Below are 25706 nucleotides of genomic sequence, written 5' to 3'. Positions count from 1 at the left end.
ATGATTGAAATTTCCGAAAAGCGCATGACCGGCCCGATCATCCGGCTGCATTCCAACGACAACATCGTTGTCGCCCGCGTCGAGGTTGGCATTGGCGCCGCCATCGAAGGCGAGGGCATCGTCAGTCGCAGCCAGGTACCGGCCGGCTACAAGATCGCCACCACACTGATTCGCCAAGGCGATCCGATCCGCAAGTACAACGTCGTGATCGGTTTCGCTGGCAGCGACATCGAGCCGGGCACCATGGTCCACAACCACAACATGGACTTTCGCGAATTCGACCGCGACTACGCGCACGCCAGCGAGTACCAGCCGGTGGTGCCGGTAGATGAGTCGCAGCAGGCGACTTTTCAGGGCATTGTCCGGGCGGACGGTCGCGTCGCCACGCGCAACTATGTTGGCATCCTGTCCACCGTCAATTGCTCTGCCACCGTCGTACGCAAGATCGCCGAATGGTTCACCGCGGAACGACTCGCCGATTATCCCAACGTCGATGGCGTGGTTGCCTTCAATCACTCGCTCGGTTGCGGAATGGAAATGACCGGTGAACCGATGTCGCTGCTGCGCCGCACGATGGCAGGCTATGCACGCCACCCCAATCTGGCTGCCGCGCTGGTGGTCTCCCTCGGTTGCGAACGCAATCAGCTCAGTGGTTTGCAGGAAGAACAGAAACTGGCATCTGGGCCGCTGCTGCGAACCTTCGTCATGCAAGACACCGGCGGTACGCGCAAGACGATTGAAGCCGGAGTCGCGGCGATCCAGGAACTGCTGCCGATCGCCAACCAGGTCACTCGCACCACTGTGTCCGCCAGCCACCTCGTCGTCGGCCTGCAATGCGGCGGCTCGGACGGCTTCTCGTCGATCACCGCCAACCCGGCGCTCGGCGCCGCAGTGGATATCCTGGTGCGCCATGGCGGCACCGCAATCCTCTCGGAAACACCGGAAATTTACGGTGTCGAGCATACGCTGACGCGACGTGCAGTCAGCAGCGAAGTCGGCGAGAAGCTGGTTGAGCGCATTCGTTGGTGGAAGGACGAGTACTCGGGCAACCGCGACGTTCAGATCAACGGCAACGTCAGCCCAGGCAACCAGATGGGCGGACTGGCCAACATCTTTGAAAAGTCGCTCGGCTCGTCGATGAAGGGCGGCACCGGGCCGTTGATGAATGTCTACAGATACGCCGAACCGGTCAAGACCAAGGGTTTTGTGTTCATGGACACACCGGGCTATGACCCGGTATCGGCAACCGGTCAGATCGCAGGTGGTGCCAACCTAATCGCTTTCACCACCGGCCGCGGTTCGATGTTTGGCGCCAAGCCGGTGCCCTGCATCAAGCTCGCAACCAACACGCCGATGTATCGCCGTCTGGAAGAAGACATGGACATCAACTGCGGTGAAATCCTCGACGGCACCTGCTCGCTGCAGCAAATGGGGCAACGCATTTTCGAACTGATGCTGAAGACTGCATCCGGTGAGGCGTCGAAGAGCGAACTGCTTGGGCTCGGCGACAACGAATTCGTGCCGTGGCAGATTGGCATCATGAGTTGATGGCCGAGTCTGTGTGCCGCACGCTCGACGCTTGGTTCCTGAACCTATGCCGCCGCCATGTATAAACCGCATGAAGACATTCGACCAAGCCACAAACCGTCATACCAACATCGCGTGCATCGAGGTTGCACGATCCGCAAATAGTCCTGAAAGATGCGATTAGATAGTTAAGCCCCTACAGAATTCGTTCATAAAACACATGAAGTTGATGAGTTTTAGACGTTTGTCCCTCACAACTTCATACCTAACATTCATGCAGCCCTCATTTCGGGGCGCAAAGAAGGGAGATAACAATGGATCTCGAACTAAAACAAAAAACAGCTCTGGTACTCGGTGGTGGTGGTGGTCTTGGTGGCGCTATTGCTTGGTCACTCGCAAATGAAGGAGCGAATGTCGTGGTCGCCGACATCAGTCTGGATGCGGCTCAGTCGACCGTCACCAAGCTAGTAGAAGCAGGCCTGAAAGCCTCAGCGCTGGAATGGGATCTTGCACAACTTGACACCATTGACTCGAAAGTCAGCGAGGTCGAAGCGAAATACGGTCAAGTCGATATATTGGTCAACAATACTGGCGGTCCGCCACCGACGACCGCTCATAGCCAAGACTCGAGCCTGTGGAGCAAACACTTCGAAAGTATGGTGCTCTCTGTCATCAAGATTACAGACCGTGTCCTGCCTGGAATGCGTGAGCGCAAATGGGGACGAATTATCACCAGCACCTCTTCTGGGGTGGTGTCTCCTATCCCTAATCTTGGGATTTCCAACGCTCTTCGTTTGTCATTGGTGGGGTGGTCCAAGACCCTCGCCCGCGAAGTAGGCAACGACGGCATCACAGTAAACATTGTGCTGCCTGGCCGTATCGCCACTGGGCGTATCACCTTCTTGGACGAAGCCAAAGCAAAACGAGAGGGTCGTTCAGTCGAAGAAGTCAGCAAAGAAAGTACCGCTGCTATTGCTGTGGGCCGCTATGGCGATCCGGAGGAATATGGTGACGTCGTGGCTTTCCTCGCCAGCACGAAAGCCAGCTACATCACTGGTTCCACCATCCGCATCGATGGCGGCCTCATTACCAGCATTTAATGGGTAACCGGCCATGAACCAGAGCCTCGGCATTACTTCCCAGCAGCATGCCCAGTTGGTTGCACTACCTACTGCAACGCTCTCCTCGGTATTGTCGAAAATGGGAGTCACCAACGTATGGGTACGGAAGGCATTACCTCTTTCAGGCCAAGCTCGCCAACGGGTAGCAGGCACGGCCTTTACCCTACGTTTCGCGCCAGCTCGCGCAGGCTTGTCCCTGCCCGTAAACACGCGAACAGCTATTGAGCAAATGCCGCAAGGCTGCATAGCCGTTGCCGATACGGGTAACGTTGTTGATGTCGGGGTGATGGGGGATGTGCTAAGCCTGCGCATGCAGTATCGGGGGGTTCAAGCCCTGGTCACTGATGGCGCCGTTCGCGATGCAGATAGCATCAAGGCCTGTGGACTCCCGGTCTGGTCAACAGCGGTTGCGGCACCACTACCCACCGACGGGTTGGTGTTGGTTGGTGTTCAAGAGATAGTCCGATGCGGCGGGGTGACGCTTTGCCCTGAAGACATTCTCGTATGCGACACAGACGGCGCTGTGGTCATCCCCAGAAATCTGATGTGTTCGGTCATCGACCTTGCAGAAGAAATGGAACGATTTGAAGGGTGGGTCATCACTCAAGTTAAAGCCGGGGCATCGTTACCTGGCCTTTACCCTCCCGACGAAAACACCACCCAGCGCTACCAGTCCTGGTTAAACGAAAAATTCTAATTAACGTGCCGGCAGGCAGAGGATCACTCCATGACGTTCAGCGCAGATGCACATGGTGTTTACCCGATTGCTCCAACCCCTTTTCTGGATGATGGCAGCATTGACCATCTTTCAATTGATCGAATGATCGACTTCTACAATGAGATTGGCTGCACCGGTCTGACGGTACTCGGCCAGTTAGGTGAAGCACCTAAACTGGACTTCACTGAGTCGCTGGATATCGCCAGTCGAGTAATCGCGCGCGCGGGTTCTATGCCAGTCATCGTGGGCGTATCAGCTCCCGGATTTGCTTCCATGCGGTCACTGACGCGGGAGGTAATGGATCGCGGCGCCGCTGGCGTGATGATCGCGCCACCAAACACATTGCGAACAGACGACCAGATCGTGGGCTATTACACCCAGGCCGTAGAGGCGATTGGGGCCGATGTTCCATTCGTACTCCAGGACTATCCACTGACGTTCTCGGTGCAAATGTCGCCCTCGGTGATAAGGCGCATCGTTACTGAGTTACCTTCGTGCGTCATGCTTAAGCACGAAGATTGGCCAGGGCTCGAAAAAATCACGACGCTGCGCCGCTTCGAAAACGAAGGCTTGATGCGCCATATTTCTATCATGTGTGGCAACAACGGACTGTTCCTCGAATATGAACTGGAACGTGGGGCCGACGGTGCAAACACTGGCTATGCGTTCCCGGACATGCTCTGTGATGTAGTGCGGCTGACCAGCGAAGGTAAGAGCGATGAGGCTCATAATCTGTTCGACGCCCACCTGCCTTTGCTGCGCTATGAACAGCAACCGGGAGCTGGGTTGGCTGTGCGTAAGTACGTCATGATGAAACGCGGCATCCTTACCAGCGCCGCCCAAAGGCGCCCGGCCAGCCCAATGTCAGAGATCGCCCGTAAGGAAGTTGATAATTTGCTACGACGCTTGGCCCGTCATGACTCCCGTGCTCAAGTCACTTTGTAGTTGATACCCATCAGGGACGGGCTTGCTGCCCGGCCCTGCCAGACTACCCTGCGCCCCAATGTCATCAACTTAAGCAATTTGATGACCTGAGGAGCGCTGATTTCAGAAATTGGAGTCGCGTGCAAATCGGGGAAGACGTGAAGCGTGAGCGATCGCCAAATATCTTCAGCGTAGGCGGTTGTCACTGAATCTTTCTTCAGTTCAAACCATATCGTCGCCACGTTTTGAAAGGTGTGCTCTGTCGCAGCTTTTTTCGCTTGGCGATCTGCATCGCGTTGCTCTTTCGGGTCCAGTCCTTGGGCAACCAGCTCCCTGGCTTCAACCGTGCGTTTTCGCGCATGAGCCAGGCAGAGTTCCGGGAACGTCCCCAGTCCCATGTTGATCCGTTTCTTCGTCACGGGATGGATGTAGTTGAAATTCCAAAGCCTCGAACCGTTGGTTCGGACTCGTAGCTGAAGGCCGTCGCCGTCGGTCAATGTGTAGTCCTTGTCCTTGGGCTTGGCGGCTTTGATTTTCAGGTCTGAAAGGCTTGTGGCTCGGGCTCCCAGGGGTACTCCAACGCTGTTTGTGTATTCCAAAATTTACCAGTCACGGGCTTGGAATACGCCTTGGAATACATTTCAAAATGGATCTGCCTGAAGCGCTGTGGAGCTCAATGGCCCTGAAACCCCCGTATTCACTGGATTTCAGGCACAAAAAAAGACGTCCGTGGACGTCTTTAGATGTTGAAGTGGTGGAGCCGGGGGGATTTGAACCCCCGTCCGCCAGTACTCCGCTGTCGGTACTACATGCTTAGCCGTGTCTATTAAGTTAACCCTCAGCGACCCGACGGGCAGGGTGCATTGGGCGAGTTGTGTAAGTTTTAGCCGATTCGTCCACAACGTACTGCACGGCGATTCCGTTCTATATGACAATCACTTTGGGTTTACGGACATCCCCTGGTGATTGCTGGACCCGAAGGTACCAGAAGGGAAGGGCTAAGGCTGCTTACGCAGCGAGAGCGTATTCCCCGTAGGTTTCGTCATTGGCAACTATAGGAAGTTGCAACAGTGGATTTACGAGTTCTGTTACCAACTCGGCATGCACCTAAAGTTTCGCAACCGGCGTCGAATCCTAAACGGCCCCGAGCCTGTAGCTCCGTGAATCAGCTGGAGCGACAAGCCTGTGCAGTGTACGCCAATACGCAGCTGAGGCCAACCCGAAGGTTGGCCTCACGCAAGGTTACTGCTGATCGCCCTTGTTGTTGTTCTGCAGTTTCTGGAGAGCCTGGGTGGTCAGCGAGATGCAGTTTTCGACGCCTTCCTTGGTGCCTTTGGCCTGCTCGGCCTTGGCTTGGCTCACTGTCGCGGTAACGTCGGTCTTCAAGCCTTCGCTCATTTGTTGAGCGGTGGTCATATTGTTGTCAATTTTTTGCAGATTGGTATCGCAAAGGGTTGTTTCCGCTGCAAACACCGGAGAGGCCAACAGTGCCGCGGAAATGAACAAGCCAGCAAATGCAGTGTGCTTCATGTGTATCTCCTTGAACGTTTGGTCTCGGTGCTGGCGGATGGTCGTGGCCAGGCCCGAGTCAATAAAGGGCCCGACGGCGTCGGGCCTATTCAAGTGACTACAGCGAAACGCAGGAATTCGATTTTTCTTCGGGTGCGATGGGGAGCCCTTCAGCGTCAGTGGATTTGGGCCGGGTGACGCGGTCCACCAGATACACCAGGCCGTGGTAGTCGATTTCACCATGGCGCGTCAGACCGATCTCGCAGGTGCGGCTGGTGGAGATGCCTTCGCTGCACTGTTGCACCGCGTCCTTGAGGGTTCGCAGTGAGTGGGCGTTGAGCTCGGGTGTGGTGAAGCCTTTGTCTCCAGCAAAACCACAGCAATGGATGCCTTCGGGGATCACGACTTGCTTGCTGCATTTGCGCGCCAGGTCGATCAGCGCCTGGCTCTCGCCCAGGTGCTGGGTGCTGCAAGTGACGTGTACGGCTATCGGTGCATCCTGCGGGGTGAATTCGAGACGGTCCATCAAGTGTGTACGAATGAAGCGCACCGGGTCGTACAGGTCCAGTCGAACATTCCCCAGGTCCTGGACCAGGCGCAACGTGCAAGGGCTGGTGTCGCAGTAGATCGGGTCAATTCCGCCGCGGCTGGCGTGGAGCAGGGCGCCGATCAACTCCTGGCGCTTGTGCTCGGCCTGTTCTGCGTAGCCTTTGGATGCGAAAGGCTGGCCGCAACAAAGGCTGTCCACGTTGTCTGGAAAGACTACCTGATAGCCGGCTTTTTCCAGCAGGCGTTGGGTTTTTTCGTACAGCGACATCTGTTCTTTATCACCCGCCGCCGGCGCCATGGCGCGCGACACACAGGCGGCCAGATAGACCACGCGCGGGCGTTCGTCGCGGACGGCCGGGCTGAAGCGGATGGCTTTTTCCGGCTGCGGCATGGCGTTATCCCACTGGGGGACCTGCCCCTTCGACAGCCGGGTCAGGCCGGCTGACAGGCGCGCGAGTCGCGGTGCGCCCAGCAGCATTCGGGCGCCGTTGGCGACGTGCAGGGTAAAGCGTGCGCCTTGCAGGGCGATGGCGAAATTGCTTGCAAGCCAATCGGCGGTTTTCGTACGCGTTGCGCTGCGGCTACGGAGTTTTTTCACCAACTCGCCGGTGTTGATGCCGACTGGGCAACGTTGTGCGCATAACCCGGTGGCGGCGCAGGTGTCGATGCCGTGATATTGATAGGCCGTTTCCAGCGCGGAAGTGTCGATGCCTGCGCGCTTTTTCGCCTGGATGTCCCGCCAGATCACGATGCGCTGGCGCGGGCTCAGGGTCAGGTCTTTGGACGGGCAGACCGGCTCGCAGAAGCCGCACTCGATGCACTTGTCCACTATTTCGTCGGCCGCCGGCAGCGGCTTGAGGTGCTTGAGGTGGATTTGTGGATCTTCGCTGAGCACCACGTCCGGGTTGAGGATGCCGTTAGGGTCGAGCAGGCGTTTGAGTTGCCACATCAACTGGTAGGCGTCGCTGCCCCACTCCAGCTCGACGAATGGCGCCATGTTGCGTCCGGTGCCGTGTTCGGCCTTCAACGAACCGCCGAACTCCACCGCCACCAACTGCGCCACGTCATCCATGAACGCCTGATAGCGCGCGACTTCTTCGGCGTTATTGAAACCTTGGGTGAAGACAAAATGCAGATTGCCTTCCAGCGCGTGTCCGAAAAGAATCGCTTCGTCGTAGTGATGTTTGTCGAACAGCTCGATCAGGCGGTTCACGCCCATGGCCAGTTGCTCGACCGGAAAGGTCACGTCTTCGATGATCACCGTGGTCCCGGTTTTGCGTACCGCGCCCACTGCTGGAAAAGTGTCTTTGCGGATGGCCCAGAGTCGCGCGTTTTCTTGCGGGTCTTCGGTGAAGTCGACCTGTTTTTCCACAGGGAAACCGACCAGTGAGGCCATGATCCGGGTCAGTTGCTCTTGCAGCAAAGAGGACGAAGCCGCGCGGGATTCAATCAGCAGGGCGCAGGCATTTGTCGACAGATGTTGTACGAAATCCGGCATGCCCGGTTTGTCCTGCACCGAACGCAAGCTGCGACGGTCCAGCAACTCCACCGCCGATACCGGTTGGCTTTTCAACACCGTGACTGCATTGCAGCAGGTTTCCACGTCCGGGAAGACGATCAGCGCCGAGGCTTTGTTGGGGTGATCGATAACCGTGTTGTAGGTCACCGCGCTGATGAAGCCGAGCGTGCCTTCGGAACCCACCAGCAGGTGGCTCAAGATATCCACAGGCTCGTCGTAATCCACCAAGGCATTGAGCGACAGGCCGGTGGTATTTTTCAGACGGTATTTGTGGCGAATTCGAGTCGCCAGTTCGGTGTTGGCGCGGGTCTCACGGCCAAGGGTTGCCAGACGTTCCAGCAGTTCGCCATGGCTTGTGCGAAAGGCCGCCACGCTGGCTTCATCTTCAGTGTCCAGGCGGGTGCCATCGGCCAGTACCAGGCGGATGCCGGCGAGGGTGTGGTAGGTGTTTTGCGCCGTGCCGCAGCACATGCCGCTGGCATTGTTGGCGACGATGCCGCCGATCTTGCAGGCGTTGATCGATGCCGGATCGGGACCGATCTTGCGGCCGAATGGGGCTAGCCAGGCATTGGCCTGAGCGCCGATCACGCCGGGCTGCAAGCGGATCTGCATGCCTTCTTGGCGAATTTCGCGAGCGTTCCAGTTATCTCCCAGCACAATCAGCACCGAGTCGCTGATGGCTTGCCCCGACAGGCTGGTGCCGGCCGCGCGGAATGTGACCGGCACCTGGTCGCGCTGGGCCAGTTGCAGCAGGGCTACCACTTCGTTTTCGGATTCGACGCGTATCACCAGTTTCGGAACCAGCCGATAGAAACTGGCATCGGTACCGAAGGCCAATGTCGACAGCGGGTCGTCGAAACGGCGCTTTTGCGGGATTAGCTGTTGTACATCGCGCAGGAAGGGGGCCGGAAGCGTCATTGGTCCTCCAGAATCAGAACCACCAGATCCTTCGGACCATGGGCGCCATAGGCCAGCACCTGTTCGATGTCGGCCGTCTTGGAGGGGCCCGAGACCAGCAGCGCGTTGGTGGGCATGCCCTGGGCCCAGGCGAATTCCTGTTGCACTTCATAAAAGTTATCGCGGATTTCGCTGGCCTTGAGCACAGCAAAATGCACCGGCGGAACCAGGCTCATCAGCCGCGGTTCTTCCCGCGTCGGCCAGAGAATCAGGCTTCCGGTCGCCGCAATGGCGCCCAGGGTCCCGGTCAGGCTGGCGGGGGTGTCGTTGAACAGCTCGGCCTTCCATTGCTCGACAGGCCGGTCGTAGGCCTTGAGGGTGGGCAGCTCGGGATTGTTCGCCCAGAACTGTATGATTTTTTGCCCGTGCGGCGTGGTCGGGGCGATGAGCAGGCTGGGCAATTGACGGTCGCGCAGCAACTGCGCCAGCAGCGCCGGCCAACCTTCGCCGGACGTCAGGTGGATTTCAGTGTGCACCGCTTCCATCAGTGTGCGCAGTTGAGCGATGCGCTCCTCGGGGGCGTAGCGATAGGTTTTCGTCACCAGGTCGACATCGAAGTTGTCAGCCACTGGCGTGGTGCCGGTCAGGCTTTTACGCAGCTTGGCGAGGATATTGTCCTTGGCGCTCATCGACGGTCTCCCGGCTGGTTCAGGTGTTCGCGGGCCAGGTCATGCAATGAGCGGGCGGCGGGTTTGGGGGCGCTGTGGTTCTGCGTCCATGGGCCGACGTTGTCGGGCGTCAGGGCGCGCAGGCGCGTGGCGAGGAAAGCGAACAGCCGATACAGGCGCGGCGAGCTGTTGAGCCGGGCCCAGGCATTCCAGATGAAGCGTTCCTTGGGCGAATATTTGCTGCCCTGGCCGCGCATCACTGGGTTCGGGCTGTCCGGTGCCTTGACGTTTTCTTCGCGCAGGCGCCGCAGCAGCGCTGGAATTGGAATCTTCACCGGGCACACTTCGCCGCAGGCACCGCATAGTGAAGAGGCGCTTGGGTGGTCCGGTACTTTGGCCAGGCCCACCATGTGCGGCGTGATGATTTTTCCGATAGGTCCCGGGTAAACCTCACCGTAGGCATGACCACCGATTCGGGTGTAGACCGGGCAATGATTCATACAGGCGCCGCAACGAATGCAGTTCAGGGTCTGGCGCAGTTCGCTGTCGGCAAATGCCTGGCTGCGCCCATTGTCCAGCAGGACCAGGTGCACTTCCTCGGGGCCGTCCAGTTCCTCGGCCTTGCGCGGGCCGGAGATCATGTTGACGTAGGTGGTGATTGGCTGGCCAAGGGCTGAGCGGGTCAGCAGCGAGAGCAGCGGCACTACGTCTCGCAGGTTCTCCACGACTTTTTCGATGCCGGTCACGGCAATGTGAACCGGTGGCACGGTGGTGGACATCCGCCCATTGCCTTCGTTTTCCACCAGCAGCAGCGTGCCGGTTTCAGCCACGGCGAAGTTGACGCCGGAGACGCCGATGTCAGCCTCGAAGAATTTCTGCCGCAAGATCTTGCGACCGATCTGAATGAGTTGGTCAACGTCCTTGGTGTACTCCACGCCAAGTTTGTCGTGGAACAAGGACGCGACCTGACCGGCGTTCTTGTGGATCGCCGGCATAATGATGTGTGAAGGCTTCTCGTGATCGAGCTGGACGATGTATTCCCCCATGTCAGACTCGAGACATTCAATGTCCCGACCCTCGAGGAAATGGTTCATCTCCATTTCTTCGCTGACCATCGATTTGCCCTTGATCACTTGCCGCGCCTCGTGAGCGCGGATGATCGAGAGGACGATGCCATTGGCTTCGTCCACCGTTTCCGCCCAATGTACTTTCACACCGTTGCGGGTCAGGTTGGTTTCAAGCTGCTCGAGCAGGTCGGGCAACTTCGATAACGCACGAGCCCGGACGGCATTGCCCAGCACTCGCAGATGTTCTCTTTCGTGGGCATCGCTGAAGGACGCTGCCCGCTTGGTCATCAATGAATCCATCGCCGTGCGAAAGTTGTTTCGCAGTTGCGTGTCGTCCAGGGCCTTGTGGGCCCGGGCGCGAAAATCTTCCTGCACCTCAACGGTCGGAATCAGCGTCGGCGTGCTCATACGACACCCCCGGTACGCTGCCAGAGGAAGCTCGCAAGGTGCTGCCCGCGCAGCGCTTGCTGCTGTTTCTCCAGGGCGCCGTTGATATTCATCAGGCAACCGCAGTCGGCACTGACGACCTGGTGCGCGCCGGACTCCTTCAGCGCGCGGGTCTTGTCGGCCACCATCGCGCCGGAAATATCCGGCATGCGCACGCTGAACGTCCCACCAAACCCACAGCATTCACTTTCATGGCTGTGTTCGACGCGCTCCACGTTATTCAGCTGCGCCAGCAAGGCGCGGCCATGCAGGTGGGTGTTCATTTCCCGTCGTGCCGAGCAGGACGTGTGCAGCGCGACCTTCACTGGTTCGCCACCGTCGTTCAATTGCACTTTGCAGACAAATAACAAGAACTCGGCCAGCTCATAGGTCCGCGCCGCCAGGGCCTGGACCTGTTTGAGCGTATCGGGCTCGTCCTTGAACAGGTCGGCGTAATGCTCGCGCACCATGCCGGCACAGGAGCCCGACGGCACCACCACCGGATAATCCCCGGCAAACAACGCCAATTGCGCCCGCGCTACCGTCCGGGCCTGCTCGGTGTAACCCGAGGTGTACGCCGGTTGTCCGCAACAGGTTTGCCCTTGCGGGTAGTCCACCCGGATCCCTTCGCGCTCCAGAAGATGAATCGCGTCCATCCCGGCTTCGGGATAGAACAGGTCCACCACGCAGGTTCCGAACAGGTACACCCGTTCGGGTTTATTGCTGGGGTACTGCCGAGGCTCGGGCAATGGCGGGGCGACACGGGTCGCATTCGGCACGGCGTTGTAAAAAAGCTCGCTCATCAGGCGTGTCTCCGGGTGGTCCCGGTTATCCGTCCGCTGAGGCTGCTGAATATAGATAAGGAATCTTTCAGCAGCCTTGCAGACCCGGTTATCAATAGCAGACGCCGAATCGTGGTTCGGCGTCGTTCTTTTTCGGCGTTAGCTGTCGTGCTTAGTGCACCAGCATGCCGGTTAACCAGTAGGCTTGGGCCAAGGTGATCAAGCCCACGATCGTTGCAAAGAATAGGCTGTGTTTCAGGGTGAAACGGAATAGATCCGATTCTTTGCCCACCAGGCCGGTCGCAGCGCAGGCCACGGCAATGGACTGTGGCGAAATCATCTTGCCGGTCACGCCGCCGCTGGTATTGGCGGCTACCAGCAAGGTGTCGTTGACGCCGATCTGGTGCGCGGTGGTGGCTTGCAGCGAGCCGAACAGTGCGTTGGACGACGTGTCAGAACCGGTCAGGAACACCCCCAGCCATCCCAGGAACGGCGAGAAGAACGGGAACGCCGAGCCCGTGCCGGCCAACACCAAGGCCATGGTCGACGACATGCCCGAAAAATTGGTGACGAAGGCGAACGCCAACACCATGCCAATGGACAGGATAGGCCAGCGTAGCTCGTAGAAGGTTTCTTTTAAAGTGGTAAGACCAGTTCTGAGGTTGATCTTCAGCACCAGCATCGAGATCAAAGCCGAAAAGAAGATCGCCGTGCCGGTGGCGGAAATCGGATCGAGTTTGAAGATCGCCGGGATGGCCGTCGGATTGGTCACGATCGGTGCGACCTTGATCACCAGTTGATCCAGGTGTGGGATGGCAAAATTGAACACCCAGCCGTACATCGATCCACCCGGGGCGAACATCGCCTTGAACGGTTTGAGCGTCCAGATCGTCACCAGCACGGTGAGGATCAGGAACGGTGACCAGGCCTTGATGATTTCCCCCAGGCTATAAGGGGAAGCCACGGTGCTGCGCGGCTGGCCGAAACCGCCGACGCTGGCGGTAATGGCTGCGCTGGAGGTGGCGCCGGCAATCTGGGCGCCTGCGGTACGTTTCGGCTGCCAGATTTTCAGGAACAGGGTCAGGGAAACCAGGCTGGCCAGCGCCGAGGTGATGTCCGGCAGTTCCGGGCCGATGAAGTTGGAGGTGAAGTATTGAGTGATGGCGAAGCTCAAGCCTGCCACCAGCGCAGCCGGCCAGGTTTCCCGAACGCCGCGCAGGCCATCCATCATGAACACCAGCCAGAACGGTACAAACAGCGACAACAATGGCAATTGACGGCCCGTCATGGCGCCGATCTTGAACGCGTCGATCCCGGTGACCTGGCCCGCCACGATGATCGGAATGCCCAAGGCGCCGAAGGCCACGGGGGCGGTGTTGGCGATCAAGCACAGGCCGGCGGCGTACAGGGGGTTGAAGCCCAGGCCGACCAACAGCGCAGCAGTAATCGCTACCGGCGCGCCGAAGCCGGCGGCACCTTCCAGAAATGCACCGAAGCAAAAGCCGATCAACAGCACCTGAAGGCGCTGGTCATCGGTAATCGACAGCACCGAGCTGCGGATCACCTCGAACTGGCCACTCTTGACGGTCAGTTTGTAGAGAAACACCGCCGCGACGATGATCCAGGCGATTGGCCACAGGCCATAGGCAAAACCATAACCGGCAGCGGCAAAGGCCATGTCCGCCGGCATTTGAAACGCGAAGATCGCCACGGCAATCGCCAAGGCCAGGGTGATGCTGCCGGCCACATGTCCCTTGAGGCGAAACACCGCCAGGGCCAGGAAGAAAAATACGATGGGGATAACGGCCGCAAGTGCGGACAAGCCGAGGCTGCCGAGCGGGCTGTAGAGCTGTTGCCAGGTTTGCATAGTGGGTGGGCCCCTAATTGTTGTTGGTCAGGCACTGGTCAGCGATTTTGGATAATTGGTAAGACCAATTTACAAGCGCTGTCGGCTAGGGTAAAAGCCTTGGTTGTCGCATGTCAATTTGCCGCTCTCAAACTTTCGTCGAATGAGTGCGGCCGATGGCATCTGATCCGTAGGTATAAGTGGCTTCTGGAGGGTGTCGGCGGGGCGCGGATAGGCCAGAATAGGGAGCCCGGCGAACCGTCGGGATCGTGGAGAGTCGAGTTATGGGGTTTGATCAGATTCGTCAGCGCCGTTTGTCTGACGATATTGTCGAGCGGCTTGAAGGAATGATCCTTGAAGGCACGCTGAAATCCGGCGAGCGCCTGCCCGCCGAGCGTACCTTGGCCGAGCAGTTCGGCGTGTCACGCCCTTCATTGCGCGAGGCGATCCAGAAACTGGCGGCCAAGGGTTTGCTGGTCAGCCGCCAGGGCGGTGGCAACTATGTGGTGGAGTCGCTGGGCTCAACCTTCAGTGACCCACTGTTGCAGTTGTTGGAAAGCAATCCTGAAGCGCAACGTGATTTGCTGGAGTTTCGCCATACCCTGGAAGCTTCCTGCGCTTACTACGCGGCACAGCGGGCCACGGACGTGGATCGCGAGCGGCTGACGGCGGCGTTCGAGGAGCTTCAGGATTGCTATTCACGCCATGAAAATGTGAGTCGGGCCGAGGAGGGCGCGGCGGATGCCCGGTTTCACCTGGCCATCGCCGAGGCCAGTCACAATGCGGTATTGCTGCATACGATTCGGGGTCTGTTCGATTTGCTCAAGCGCAACGTCGTCACCAACATTGGCGGCATGTACAAACAGCGCAGCGAAACCCGAGACATGCTGATCAGTCAGCATCGGGAGTTGTACCAGGCCATTATGGGCGGGCACGCCGAGCAGGCGCGGGAAGTCTCCAGCCGGCATATTCTGTATGTGCAGGAAGTGTTGGAAGAGGTGCGTCAGGAAGTGCAGCGGGTGGCGCGGGCGGAGCGGCGTAAGGGGATGTAGTCAGCTGGTTCTATAGTGATTGCGGACCCTGTGGGAGCGAGCCTGCTCGCGAAAGCGGTCTGTCTGACACATCAAGGTTGGATGTGCCTCCGTCATCGCGAGCAGGCTCGCTCCCACATTGGATCTTCAGCGAACACAGAATGTGTGTTCGCAAAAGCGGTCCCCAGGCGAAAAGAATCAGTCTTCCTTGCCCTTGTTGCGCACCGCGCGTTGCAGTTCGCGACCGGCATCGCGTTCGCGCTCGGTATCACGCTTGTCGTATTCCTTCTTGCCTTTGCCCAGCGCAATTTCGCATTTGATCAAATGCTTGCTCCAGTACAGCGAAGTGCAGACGCAGGCGTAGCCTTTTTGCTGCACGGCCGCGAAGAGCTTTTCCAGCTCGCGCTTGTTGAGCAGCAACTTGCGCGAGCGCGTCGGATCGGCAATCACGTGGGTGCTGGCGGTGGTCAGCGGCGTGATATGGCTGCCCAGCAGCCAGGCCTCGCCGTCCTTGAGCAGGACATAACTGTCGACCAGTTGCGCCTTGCCGGCACGCAAGCTCTTTACTTCCCAGCCGGCCAGGACCATGCCAGCCTCGAAACGCTGTTCGATGAAGTAGTCGTGTCGCGCCTTTTTATTTTGCGCGATGGTCCCTGTGGGGTGTTTCTTCTGTTTAGCCATAGGGGCGGCATTATAGGCAGTTGCGGGCGTGTCGGCTACGGTGAAGCTGCGTGCTTGAGCAGGTTGAATGAATCCCGGACAATGCGGCCTCTTTTTCGAACGCTTGGGCGTGATCACGATGTCGACAGACAAGGTTTCTGTCCACGGCAGTTGGGCTAGCCGCTGGGTCTTCATATTCGCGGCGACCGGTTCTGCCGTGGGGCTGGGCAGTATCTGGAAATTTCCCTACATGGTCGGCGTCTACGGTGGCGGTGCCTTCGTATTGATGTTTCTGGCGTGCATTGCGCTCATCGGCGCGCCGGTGATGCTGGCCGAAACCCTCATCGGTCGTCGCGCCCGGCAGAGCCCGGCCAATGCCCTGAAAGTGCTGGCAGTGGAGGCCGGGCACTCGGCCAAGTGGTCGTGGGGAGCGTTTGCCGGAATGATCACGGCGCTGCTGATCCTGTCTTTTTACAGTGTGGTCGGCGGCTGGTCGCTGGATTACATCATCGACATGGGGCGTGGGGACTTTCAGGGTGTGACACCCGATCAGGTCGGCGCCTACTTTGGCGATGTGATCTCCGACCCCTGGCGGCTGACACTTTGGCATACGATTTTCATGCTGCTTTCCGCGGTCGTGATTGCCCGTGGGGTAGTGGCGGGACTTGAGCGCAGCCTGCGAATCATGATGCCGCTGCTGTTCGTGATGATCCTGGTATTGCTGGGCTACAGCATGACCACCGGACACTTCATGGAAGGTGTTCATTTCATGTTTGATTTCCAGCCGGAGAAAGTCATGGACGGCCTGCTGCCGGCCATGGGGCATGCGTTTTTCTCCCTGAGCGTAGGGGTTGGTTCGATCATGATCTATGGGGCCTACATGCCCAAGAACGCTTCCCTGACCAAGACCGTGGTGGGCGTTGCGCTGCTGGATACCTTTGTATCGTTGCTGGCCGGGTTGGCGTTGTTTCCGATTGTCTTCGCCGCCGGCCTGAATCCCAGCGAAGGGCCGGGGCTGATGTTCGTCAGCCTGCCATTCGCTTTCGGCAACATGGCATTTGGTCAATTCATGGGGGTGGTGTTTTTTCTCCTAGTGGCCATTGCCGCCTGGAGTTCGGCCATTTCCTTGCTGGAGCCCATGGTCGCTTATCTGGTGGAGCGAACCCGACTCAGTCGCGCCTGGGTGACGTTCTGGCTGGCCTTTACCTGCTGGTTCGTTGGCCTGGGGACGGTGTTTTCCTTCAATATATGGAAACAAGCGAAGTTTTTCGTGAACGAAGGCGGGCTGTTCCATCTCTACCAGTGGGGAGCAACCGGAGGGCTGGATTTCTTCGGCGTGATTGATTTCTTCACATCACGGATCATGCTGCCGCTGGGTGGTTTGTGTTTCGTGGTGTTTGCAGGATGGGTCATGGGGCGTGAGGCGGTGCGTGATGAATTGTCGCTGCGCAGCTCTGTATTGTTTACCTTGAGCCTGTTCTTGATGCGCTATGTGGCGCCCATCGGCATTCTTGTAGTGTTTGCCGCCCAGCTGTGGAAGTGACGCTTACATGACGACACATATTCAACGCTCGGCCTTGCTGCCGTATCCGGCGCAGGCGTTGTACGACCTGGTCAACGATGTGGCCAGTTACCCCGAGTTTTTGCCTTGGTGCTCGTCCGCTGAGGTGCTTGAGAGTTCCGACACCCATATGCGCGCCAGCCTTAACGTCGCCAAGGGCGGGCTGAGCCAGCACTTTGTCACGCGCAATACCCTGGTGCCGGGACAGTCCATTGAGATGAACCTGGAAGAGGGGCCTTTCAATCAGCTCCATGGCGTCTGGGTGTTCAAGGCGCTGGGAGAAAAGGCCTGCAAGATCAGCCTGGATCTGTCGTTCGACTACGCAGGTCCTTTGGTGCGAGCCACACTGGGCCCGCTGTTCAATCAGGCGGCCAATACCCTGGTCGACGCGTTCTGCCAGCGCGCCAAGCAAAATGCAGAGCTTGCGCGTTGATTGAGCTGGAAGTGGTGTATGCCAGCGTCAACCGTCAGGTCTTACGTGTATTTTCCGTGCCGGAAGGCACCAGTGTTCGGGCGGCGTTAGAGGCGTCCGGCATTGCTGCTGAGTTTCCGGAGCTGGATCTGGCCACTTGCCCGGTGGGGATTTTTGGCAAGGTGGTTGCCGATCCGGACCACCAAGTGGTGCGGGCGGCTGATCGACTTGAAATCTATCGACCGTTGTTGGCTGACCCAAAAGAAATTCGTCGATTGCGCGCCGCGAAGGCGGCTCAGGCGCGTCAGCCTGATCAATAGCCAGGTCTGAATCGCAGGCAATAAAAAAACCGGCACGCCGGGTTTTTTATTGAGCAATTTATTGCGGCGAAGTATCCAGTGGTTCTGGCGTCGGGACCGGTACGGTCTCGACGTTGTCCACGTCCTTCTGGATCTGATCGAGCAACGAGCCTGGCTTGACCGGTTTTTCCGGTTTCGGCTGCTCGGCGTTCTGGGTTGGGTCAGTCACCGTAGTGTCGCTATCCTGGCCCATAATGGCTTCGTCGCGGCTCACACCGGGCATGAAATCGCCCGACAGGCTGACAAGCTGGTCATCGGCGTTGAAGATAACGCTGATGCGTTCCTGTTGGCGTTCACCACCACCTGGTTGCAGGCTGTACAAATAATCCCAGCGATCGGCATGGAACGTGTCGGTCAGCAGAGGGTTACCCATGATAAACCGTACTTGCCGACGGGTCATTCCCGGGCGTAACTGGTCTATCATGTCCTGCGTGACGACATTGCCCTGCTGGATGTCGATTTTGTAAACCCCGGGGAATGAACAACCGGCGAGTGCGAGCAGTCCCACAAAGGTGAAACTGGTTAGCAAGAGCTTGGTGTTTTGCATCGGTGGGCGACTTCCACTATCTTGGCTGGGACAACGTAAACGCCGATCATACCCGCATTAAGAGAAGCTGCGAAGCAGCATCGCGAGAAAGCTGACCATGGTTGAAAATAGCGAACTACGCAAAGCCGGCCTCAAAGTGACCCTGCCACGGGTCAAAATTCTGCAGATGCTCGATTCCGCCGAGCAACGCCACATGAGTGCCGAAGATGTCTACAAGGCGCTTATGGAAGCTGGCGAGGACGTCGGTCTGGCCACGGTTTACCGTGTCCTGACTCAGTTCGAAGCGGCGGGGCTAGTGGCTCGTCACAATTTCGATGGCGGTCATGCGGTCTTTGAATTGGCCGATGGGGAACATCACGACCACATGGTGGACGTGGAAACCCGTGAGGTCATCGAATTCACCTGCCCTGCAATCGAAAAACGACAAAAGGAAATTGCTGAAGAGCATGGCTTCGAGCTGATCGATCACCATCTCGTCTTGCATGTGCGCAGGAGAAAGCCGGTTTAAAGCTGTTGAAACGCAAAAAGGCGACCTTCTGGTCGCCTTTTTGCGTTCTGGCTTTTCAGGTTTTTGCCGTGACGACCATTTTTTTCGCGTGAGCCAGGGACTCTTTGGTGAGATCAATCCCTCCGAGCATCCGTGCCACTTCTTCCACGCGCTCGTTCTTGTTCAGCTTGGATACGGCGGTGCGAGTCGCGTCTTCACCGCGCAACTTGTGCACAAATAAATGCTGGTGTCCTTGGGCTGCAACCTGAGGCAGGTGAGTCACCGTCAGCACCTGGCCGCGGTCCCCGAGTCGACGCAGCAACTGGCCGACAATTTCCGCTGTCGGGCCACCGATACCCACGTCCACTTCGTCGAATACCAGCGTCGGTACGCGAGAGGTTTGTGCGGTGATGACCTGGATGGCCAAGCTGATTCGCGACAGTTCACCGCCGGAGGCGACTTTCGCCAGGGCCTTGAGCGGTTGTCCGGGGTTGGCGCTGACCAGCAATTCCACCTGTTCCAGCCCATTGGGTTGGAGCTCATCGCCGGCGTTGGGGCGCAATTCGATGGTGAAGCGTCCGCCCGGCATGCCCAGGCGCTGGATCTCCTGCTCAACGGCGCTGGCCAGTCCTGTGGCCGCTTGTCCGCGCAGCTCGCTAAGCATTGAGGCCTTTTCCTGATAATGACGGGCATAGGAGGCCAGTTCGTCCCTCAGGCGCTCGATGGATTCGTCGTTGGCGTTCAGCGTTTCCAGTTCTTCAAGCAGGCGTTGCTGGAGTTCGGCAACGTCGGTCGGCTGGACGCGGTGCTTGCGCGCCAGCGTATAGATGGTGTCCAGGCGCTCTTCCAGATATTGCAGGCGCGCCGGGTCGGCGTCGAAGTGATCCAGAAACCGGTTCAGTTCCCCGACGGCCTCCTCGACCTGGATCTGTGCACTCGTCAGCAGATTGGTCGCTTCGCTCAGGGCGCCTACCGAATTGTTGACGCTGGACAGCCGGTTCAGGCTGGCGGTCAGTGCATTGAGCACGTTACCCGAGTCGCTTTCGCTGCATTGCTCGACCACTTGCCGGCAAATACCCAGCAGGGTTTCGGCATTGGTCAGGTTCTTGTGTTCCTGTTCCAGTTCCGCCAGCTCGTTTTCACCCAAGGCCAGGTTCTCCAACTCTTCGAGCTGATAACTCAACAACTGGTGGCGAGCACGTTGTTCGTCACCGGAGTTGGAAAGCCGATCCAGTTCCTGTCGGGTCTGGCGCCAGCGTTGGGCGGCCAGTTGGACCTGGCGGGCCAGGTCGGTGGCACCGGCGTATTCGTCGAGCAGGCGGCGGTGGGTGTCGGTCTTGAGCAGGGACTGGTGTTCATGCTGGCTGTGAATGTCGATCAGCAGCTCGCCCAGAGCCTTGAGGTCGCCGAGGGGGCAGGGCGTACCGTTGATGTAACCCCGGGAGCGACCTTCGGCGGTGATGACCCGGCGCAATATGCACAGGCCGTCGGTATCCAGGTCGCGCTCGGCCAGCCAGGTGCTGGCCTCCGGGATGTCGATCAGGTCGAAGGTGGCCAGGATGTCGGCCTTGTCTGCGCCGGGACGTACTACGCCGCTGTCGGCGCGATCACCCAGCGTCAGGCCCAGGGCGTCGAGCATGATCGATTTGCCGGCACCGGTTTCACCGGTGATCACGCTCATGCCCCGATCAAGTTCGAGGTCGAGGTGTTCGACGATGGCGTAGTTGTGTACGGACAGGTGCACCAGCATAAGGGCCGCTCCCAGGCTTAGGTCTGGTTATTTATACAGTGTTTTGTTTCGGGCTGACAATGCCTTCGCTTAGCTCGATTTGCTTGGGTGAGTGACTTTCTTAGCGCCGGGAGGAATGACTATGCAGGTGTTTTTTGTAAGGTTAATTCGTCGGACCGCCCTTGAAGCTGAAAAACACGGCCCCATATACCGGGGCAGAAGCGCGAGTTGAGCTCGCGGACGAAGTTGAAAGGAGAAATCTATGGCTGACGAACAGACGCAGGACACGCAAAATCTAGACGCCAATCAGGCTCCCCAGGATTCGGGTGACGACCTGGCGGCACGTGTACAAGTGCTCGAAGAGCAACTGGCCGGTGCGCAGGATCAGGCATTGCGTGTAGCAGCCGACCTGCAGAATGTCCGCCGTCGCGCCGAGCAAGATGTGGAAAAGGCTCACAAATTCGCCCTGGAGCGTTTCGCAGGCGACCTGTTGCCGATCATCGACAGCCTGGAGCGCGGCCTGGAGCTGTCCAATCCGGACGACGAAAACATTCGTCCGATGCGTGAAGGCATCGAGCTGACCCTGAAGATGTTCCAGGACACGCTCAAGCGCTATCAGCTTGAAGCCATTGATCCGCATGGCGAACCCTTCAACGCCGAGCATCACCAGGCCATGGCGATGCAGGAAAGTGCAGACGTCGAGCCCAACAGCGTATTGAAGGTTTTCCAGAAGGGCTATCTGCTCAATGGTCGCTTGCTGCGTCCGGCCATGGTTGTGGTCAGCAAGGCGCCGGCTCCGGTTTCGCCTTCTATTGATGAGCAGGCTTGAAATCGAGCGTAGCGGCCCCATTTAGAAGTCAAGCGTTTAAGTGCTACCGCAGTTAGCCACCACTGCTGCGGCAACAAAATCCAAGTTCCGGGAGAGTTAACATGGGCAAGATTATCGGTATCGACCTGGGGACCACCAACTCGTGCGTCTCCGTGCTGGAAAACGGCAAGGCCAAAGTGATTGAAAACGCTGAAGGCGCGCGTACTACGCCGTCGATCATCGCGTACGCCAACGATGGCGAAATTCTGGTTGGCCAGTCGGCCAAGCGTCAGGCAGTGACCAATCCGCATAACACCCTCTACGCGGTGAAGCGTCTGATCGGTCGCAAGTTCGACGAAGAAGTCGTTCAGAAAGACATCAAGATGGTGCCTTACAAAATCGCCAAGGCCGACAACGGCGACGCCTGGGTTGAAGTGAACGGCCAGAAAATGGCACCGCCACAGATCTCGGCTGAAATCCTGAAGAAAATGAAGAAAACCGCCGAAGATTACCTCGGCGAAGCGGTGACCGAAGCGGTCATCACTGTTCCGGCCTACTTCAACGACAGCCAGCGTCAGGCTACCAAGGACGCCGGCCGCATCGCGGGCCTGGACGTCAAGCGTATCATCAACGAACCAACCGCAGCCGCTCTGGCTTACGGTATGGACAAGGCCAAGGGCGATCACACCGTGATCGTTTATGACCTGGGTGGCGGTACCTTTGACGTCTCCGTGATCGAGATCGCTGAAGTCGATGGTGAGCACCAGTTCGAAGTACTGGCCACCAACGGTGACACCTTCCTCGGTGGTGAAGACTTCGACATTCGTCTGATCGACTACCTCGTCGACGAATTCAAGAAAGAAAGCGGCATGAACCTCAAGGGTGACCCGCTGGCCATGCAGCGTCTGAAAGAAGCCGCTGAAAAAGCCAAGATCGAACTGTCTTCGAGCCAGTCGACCGACGTCAACCTGCCGTACATCACTGCAGATGCCACAGGTCCGAAGCACCTGAACGTGAAAATTTCCCGCGCCAAGCTCGAAGCGCTGGTGGAAGACCTGGTTCAGCGCACCATCGAACCTTGCCGCATTGCAATGAAGGACGCCGGTATCGACGTTGGCTCGATCAACGACGTGATCCTGGTCGGCGGCCAGACTCGTATGCCGCTGGTTCAGAAGCTGGTGACCGATTTCTTCGGTAAAGAAGCGCGTAAAGACGTGAACCCTGACGAAGCCGTCGCCATGGGTGCCGCCATCCAGGGTGCTGTTCTGGCCGGTGACGTGAAAGACGTTCTGCTGCTCGACGTCAGCCCGCTGACCCTGGGTATCGAAACCATGGGTGGCGTGATGACCGCGCTGATCGAGAAAAACACTACGATTCCTACCAAGAAATCCCAAGTGTTCTCGACTGCCGATGACAACCAGAATGCTGTGACCATTCACGTGCTGCAGGGTGAGCGCAAGCAAGCTACCCAGAACAAATCCCTGGGCAAGTTCGACCTGGCCGAGATTCCACCGGCTCCACGTGGCGTGCCACAAATCGAAGTGACCTTCGACATCGACGCCAACGGCATCCTGCACGTCGGCGCCAAAGACAAGGCCACCGGCAAGACCCAGTCGATCGTGATCAAGGCCAACTCCGGTCTGTCCGAGGAAGAAATTCAGCAGATGGTCCGCGATGCTGAAGTCAACGCCGAAGAAGACCGCAAGTTTGAAGAGCTGGCCAGTGCCCGCAACCAGGGTGATGCCCTGGTGCACTCGACTCGCAAGATGATCGCTGATGCTGGCGACAAAGTGACCGCTGAAGAGAAAACCGCCATCGAAGCAGCCGTGGTTGCCCTTGAAGCGGCTGTCAAAGGCGACGACAAGGCGGCCATCGAGGCGAAGATCGAAGAGCTGTCCAAGGTCTCCGCTCCAGTGGCTCAGAAGATGTACGCCGAGCAGGCTCAGCCGGCTGAAGGCGCGGCGCAGCAAGGCGAGTCGGCCGAAAAAGCCGATGACGTCGTCGATGCCGAGTTTGAAGAAGTGAAAGACCACAAGTAATCGCTTGTTGGTCGGCCGGTTGACTGCACTTGTGCGGTGACTGGTAGGATGTCGCCGCGCGGGAGCTTGCTCCCGCGTTGGCGTGTCTGGAGTCAGTGAATTTTTACAGCATGCGACAGCGTTCGGATGCTGGCGGTGTGATCGGGAATGCTCCTGCTTTCCGAGCGAGAGGCACTGCGTTTTGGCCGGTTCCCTGGCTAAAAGATGTGGGTTTGTACGGAAAGTCGCACTTTTCGTTCAAGGCCTAAGACCAGGATCGTTGAATCGACGTGAGTTGGGTCCGGGCCTGTATTGGGGCTCAACGAGTTTGGCAAGGTTCAGGAGAGGTTTGCCGGACGTCCTATAAGAGTGCAAAGACTAATGGCAAAGCGTGACTATTACGAAGTATTGGGTGTCGAGCGTGGTTCAAGCGACGCGGACCTGAAAAAGGCCTATCGTCGTCTGGCAATGAAGCACCACCCGGATCGTAATCCCGACGACAAAGCGTCGGAAGAGTTGTTCAAGGAAGCCAACGAGGCTTACGAAGTACTGTCCGATTCCAGCAAGCGTGCAGCTTACGACCAATACGGTCATGCCGGCGTCGACCCTAGCATGGGCGGCGGCGGTGCCGGTTTTGGCGGGCAGAACTTCTCCGATATTTTCGGCGACGTGTTCAGCGACTTCTTCGGTGGCGGTCGCGGTGGTGCTCGTGGCGGCGCCCAGCGTGGCAGCGATTTGCGCTACACGCTGGAGTTGAACCTGGAAGAGGCGGTGCGCGGTACCACCGTCAACATCCGCGTTCCCACGCTGGTCAACTGCAAGCCGTGTGACGGTTCGGGCGCCAAGAAGGGCTCCTCGCCCGTCACTTGCCCCACTTGCGGCGGCATCGGTCAGGTTCGCATGCAACAGGGCTTCTTCTCTGTACAGCAGACCTGCCCGCGTTGCCATGGCCAAGGCAAGATCATTTCCGATCCGTGCGATTCCTGCCACGGCGAAGGGCGAGTCGAAGAGTACAAGACGCTGTCGGTGAAAGTGCCGGCCGGTGTCGATACCGGTGACCGCATTCGTTTGTCAGGCGAAGGCGAGGCGGGTGCCCAGGGCGGCCCGACTGGCGACCTTTATGTGGTCATCAACGTGCGTGAGCACGCTATTTTCCAGCGCGACGGCAAGCATCTGTTCTGCGAAGTGCCGATCAGTTTCGTCGATGCGGCCTTGGGTGGTGAGCTTGAGATTCCGACCCTCGACGGGCGCGTGAAGCTGAAAATTCCCGAGGGCACGCAAACCGGCAAGCAGTTCCGGATTCGCGGCAAGGGTGTCGCGCCGGTGCGTGGCGGCGGTGCGGGTGACCTGATGTGCCGTGTTGCGGTGGAAACTCCGGTCAATCTGAGCCGGCGTCAGCGTGAACTGCTGGAGGAGTTCCGCAGTTCCCTGGCGGATGACAATAGCCACTCCCCGAAAACCACGGGGTGGTTCGAAGGCGTGAAGCGCTTCTTCGGCGATCTGTAAGGAACTCGCATGCGACGTATAGCTGTGATGGGCGCTGCCGGGCGCATGGGCAAGGCGCTGGTCGAGGCGGTGCAGCAGCGCTCGCCGCTCTCGGGCCTGACAGCCGCTATCGTTCGGCCCGACAGTACGCTGGTCGGTGCTGATGCGGGTGAGCTGGCATCGTTGGGGCGTATCGGGGTGCCGATGTCCGGTGGCCTGGAAAAGGTCTTGGATGAGTTTGATGTCCTGATCGACTTCACCCTGCCGCAAGTGATGCTGAAAAACCTCGCCATTTGCCGCAAGCATGGCAAGGCCATGGTCATTGGCACGACCGGGCTGGATGCTGCGCAAAAGCAAGTGCTGGCCGAAGCTGGTAAAGATATTCCGATCGTGTTTGCGGCGAACTTCAGCGTAGGTGTGAATCTGTCGCTCAAGCTGCTGGATCTGGCTGCTCGGGTCCTGGGTGACGATGCGGACATCGAAATCATCGAAGCGCATCACCGGCATAAAATCGACGCGCCTTCGGGCACGGCCCTGCGCATGGGCGAAGTGATTGCCGATGCCTTGGGTCGCGATCTGCAGAAAGTGGCCGTTTACGGGCGCGAAGGGCATACCGGTGCCCGTGAGCGAGATACCATCGGTTTCGCCACGGTTCGTGGTGGTGATGTGGTGGGGGATCACACTGTGCTGTTCGCCACTGAGGGTGAGCGTCTGGAGATCACTCACAAGGCGTCGAGCCGAATGACCTTCGCCAAGGGTGCGGTGCGTGCCGCGCTGTGGCTGGATGGTCGCGAGGCTGGCCTGTACGACATGCAGGATGTTCTCGACCTGCGTTGATGTTTTGGTGTGCTGTCCTGCAAACCTTTTGCCAGGCGCAGCGCCAGAAAGCGGGGTTCAGGTTATACTGAGCCCCGTTTTACACCGCCTCGCGACGACCTGTCGCATTCCCCTGCCTTTAAGGCTCATTAGCGGTGGACCAAAAAAGCCTTTTTCTGTAAGCTACAGCTTTAGTGTGTCCACTAAAAGCGCGCAGAATAATTCAGTGAACAAGCGGGG

Annotated in this window: 22 protein-coding genes, 1 other RNA gene and 1 pseudogene; 13 read left to right on the top strand and 11 right to left on the bottom strand. The window is 58.4% G+C overall.

Annotated elements, in window-relative coordinates; genetic code table 11:
• Positions 1–3 precede the first annotated feature (3 nt).
• The 4 genes from MA884_RS17500 (at position 4) to MA884_RS17485 (ending at position 4311) form a co-directional block, all read left to right on the top strand.
• Complete coding sequence (locus MA884_RS17500) at positions 4–1548, top strand: UxaA family hydrolase (protein WP_371134786.1); 1545 nt, start codon at positions 4–6, stop codon at positions 1546–1548.
• Between the two features lie 293 nt (positions 1549–1841).
• Positions 1842–2627 (top strand): SDR family oxidoreductase, encoded by a 786-nt coding sequence (locus MA884_RS17495; protein WP_256231669.1) that lies wholly within the window; start codon positions 1842–1844, stop codon positions 2625–2627.
• 13 nt (positions 2628–2640) lie between these two features.
• A complete protein-coding gene (locus tag MA884_RS17490; protein WP_256231668.1) occupies positions 2641–3345 on the top strand; it encodes a ribonuclease activity regulator RraA in 705 nt (234 codons plus the stop codon).
• Positions 3346–3375: 30 nt separating this feature from the next.
• On the top strand, positions 3376–4311 hold the full coding sequence (locus MA884_RS17485) for a dihydrodipicolinate synthase family protein (protein ID WP_256231667.1): 936 nt from the start codon (positions 3376–3378) through the stop codon (positions 4309–4311).
• A 68-nt stretch (positions 4312–4379) separates the two neighbouring features.
• Here the strand turns inward: MA884_RS17485 and MA884_RS17480 are convergent.
• The 8 genes and pseudogenes from MA884_RS17480 to MA884_RS17445 all read right to left on the bottom strand — a co-directional run.
• Positions 4380–4859, bottom strand: a pseudogene (locus MA884_RS17480) (integrase arm-type DNA-binding domain-containing protein); the annotation flags it as partial.
• Between the two features lie 183 nt (positions 4860–5042).
• Positions 5043–5436: a transfer-messenger RNA gene (ssrA, locus tag MA884_RS17475) on the bottom strand.
• Positions 5437–5532: 96 nt separating this feature from the next.
• Entirely contained in the window at positions 5533–5820 is a 288-nt protein-coding gene (locus MA884_RS17470) for a hypothetical protein (RefSeq protein ID WP_256231732.1), read from the bottom strand.
• 97 nt (positions 5821–5917) lie between these two features.
• Positions 5918–8785 (bottom strand): FAD-binding and (Fe-S)-binding domain-containing protein, encoded by a 2868-nt coding sequence (locus MA884_RS17465; RefSeq protein WP_256231666.1) that lies wholly within the window; start codon positions 8783–8785, stop codon positions 5918–5920.
• On the bottom strand, positions 8782–9453 hold the full coding sequence (locus tag MA884_RS17460) for a lactate utilization protein (RefSeq protein ID WP_256231665.1): 672 nt from the start codon (positions 9451–9453) through the stop codon (positions 8782–8784). Before MA884_RS17460 ends, MA884_RS17465 begins: the two co-directional genes overlap by 4 nt.
• Entirely contained in the window at positions 9450–10907 is a 1458-nt protein-coding gene (locus tag MA884_RS17455) for a LutB/LldF family L-lactate oxidation iron-sulfur protein (protein WP_256231664.1), read from the bottom strand. Before MA884_RS17455 ends, MA884_RS17460 begins: the two co-directional genes overlap by 4 nt.
• Positions 10904–11728: a (Fe-S)-binding protein gene (locus MA884_RS17450; protein WP_256231663.1), complete on the bottom strand. Its 825-nt coding sequence runs from the start codon at positions 11726–11728 to the stop codon at positions 10904–10906. Before MA884_RS17450 ends, MA884_RS17455 begins: the two co-directional genes overlap by 4 nt.
• Positions 11729–11879: 151 nt before the next feature.
• A complete protein-coding gene (locus MA884_RS17445; RefSeq protein ID WP_256231662.1) occupies positions 11880–13574 on the bottom strand; it encodes a lactate permease LctP family transporter in 1695 nt (564 codons plus the stop codon).
• Between the two features lie 263 nt (positions 13575–13837).
• Here MA884_RS17445 and MA884_RS17440 point away from each other — a divergent pair, with 263 nt between their 5' ends.
• Positions 13838–14605, top strand: coding sequence for an FCD domain-containing protein (locus tag MA884_RS17440; RefSeq protein ID WP_214963813.1), 768 nt, complete (start codon positions 13838–13840; stop codon positions 14603–14605).
• Positions 14606–14782: 177 nt separating this feature from the next.
• On the opposite strand, the gene smpB is transcribed toward MA884_RS17440, so the two are convergent.
• Positions 14783–15265, bottom strand: a complete 483-nt coding sequence (gene smpB / locus MA884_RS17435) for an SsrA-binding protein SmpB (RefSeq protein ID WP_256231660.1) — start codon at positions 15263–15265, stop codon at positions 14783–14785.
• A 118-nt stretch (positions 15266–15383) separates the two neighbouring features.
• Here smpB and MA884_RS17430 point away from each other — a divergent pair, with 118 nt between their 5' ends.
• The 3 genes from MA884_RS17430 to MA884_RS17420 are packed head-to-tail and all read left to right on the top strand — an operon-like array spanning position 15384 to position 17537.
• The gene (locus MA884_RS17430) at positions 15384–16787 is read left to right on the top strand and encodes a sodium-dependent transporter (protein ID WP_256231731.1); all 1404 of its coding nucleotides are present in this window, start codon (positions 15384–15386) and stop codon (positions 16785–16787) included.
• A gap of 7 nt (positions 16788–16794) precedes the next feature.
• Entirely contained in the window at positions 16795–17238 is a 444-nt protein-coding gene (locus MA884_RS17425; RefSeq protein WP_256231659.1) for a type II toxin-antitoxin system RatA family toxin, read from the top strand.
• Entirely contained in the window at positions 17235–17537 is a 303-nt protein-coding gene (locus MA884_RS17420; RefSeq protein WP_256231658.1) for an RnfH family protein, read from the top strand. The genes MA884_RS17425 and MA884_RS17420 overlap by 4 nt, the downstream gene beginning before the upstream one ends.
• Positions 17538–17595: 58 nt before the next feature.
• Here the strand turns inward: MA884_RS17420 and MA884_RS17415 are convergent, their stop codons facing one another.
• The gene (locus MA884_RS17415; protein ID WP_256231657.1) at positions 17596–18123 is read right to left on the bottom strand and encodes an outer membrane protein assembly factor BamE; all 528 of its coding nucleotides are present in this window, start codon (positions 18121–18123) and stop codon (positions 17596–17598) included.
• Between the two features lie 97 nt (positions 18124–18220).
• Between MA884_RS17415 and fur the strand changes: the two genes are divergently transcribed.
• On the top strand, positions 18221–18631 hold the full coding sequence (fur, locus tag MA884_RS17410; RefSeq protein ID WP_256231656.1) for a ferric iron uptake transcriptional regulator: 411 nt from the start codon (positions 18221–18223) through the stop codon (positions 18629–18631).
• 55 nt (positions 18632–18686) lie between these two features.
• Here fur and recN read toward each other — a convergent pair whose 3' ends face one another.
• On the bottom strand, positions 18687–20360 hold the full coding sequence (gene recN, locus MA884_RS17405) for a DNA repair protein RecN (protein ID WP_256231655.1): 1674 nt from the start codon (positions 20358–20360) through the stop codon (positions 18687–18689).
• A 241-nt stretch (positions 20361–20601) separates the two neighbouring features.
• Between recN and grpE the strand changes: the two genes are divergently transcribed.
• The 4 genes from grpE (at position 20602) to dapB (ending at position 25487) form a co-directional block, all read left to right on the top strand.
• On the top strand, positions 20602–21168 hold the full coding sequence (grpE, locus tag MA884_RS17400; RefSeq protein WP_092394299.1) for a nucleotide exchange factor GrpE: 567 nt from the start codon (positions 20602–20604) through the stop codon (positions 21166–21168).
• A gap of 101 nt (positions 21169–21269) precedes the next feature.
• The gene (dnaK, locus tag MA884_RS17395) at positions 21270–23186 is read left to right on the top strand and encodes a molecular chaperone DnaK (RefSeq protein ID WP_256231654.1); all 1917 of its coding nucleotides are present in this window, start codon (positions 21270–21272) and stop codon (positions 23184–23186) included.
• A 360-nt stretch (positions 23187–23546) separates the two neighbouring features.
• Positions 23547–24671 (top strand): molecular chaperone DnaJ, encoded by a 1125-nt coding sequence (gene dnaJ / locus MA884_RS17390; protein WP_047229065.1) that lies wholly within the window; start codon positions 23547–23549, stop codon positions 24669–24671.
• A 9-nt stretch (positions 24672–24680) separates the two neighbouring features.
• Positions 24681–25487, top strand: a complete 807-nt coding sequence (gene dapB, locus MA884_RS17385; protein ID WP_256231653.1) for a 4-hydroxy-tetrahydrodipicolinate reductase — start codon at positions 24681–24683, stop codon at positions 25485–25487.
• Positions 25488–25706 lie beyond the last annotated feature (219 nt).

The organism is Pseudomonas sp. Q11 (assembly GCF_024494355.1).
Taxonomy (GTDB): domain Bacteria; phylum Pseudomonadota; class Gammaproteobacteria; order Pseudomonadales; family Pseudomonadaceae; genus Aquipseudomonas; species Aquipseudomonas hefeiensis.
Note: the sequence above shows the minus strand (reverse complement) of the source record. Positions and strands in the feature narration are given on the sequence as shown.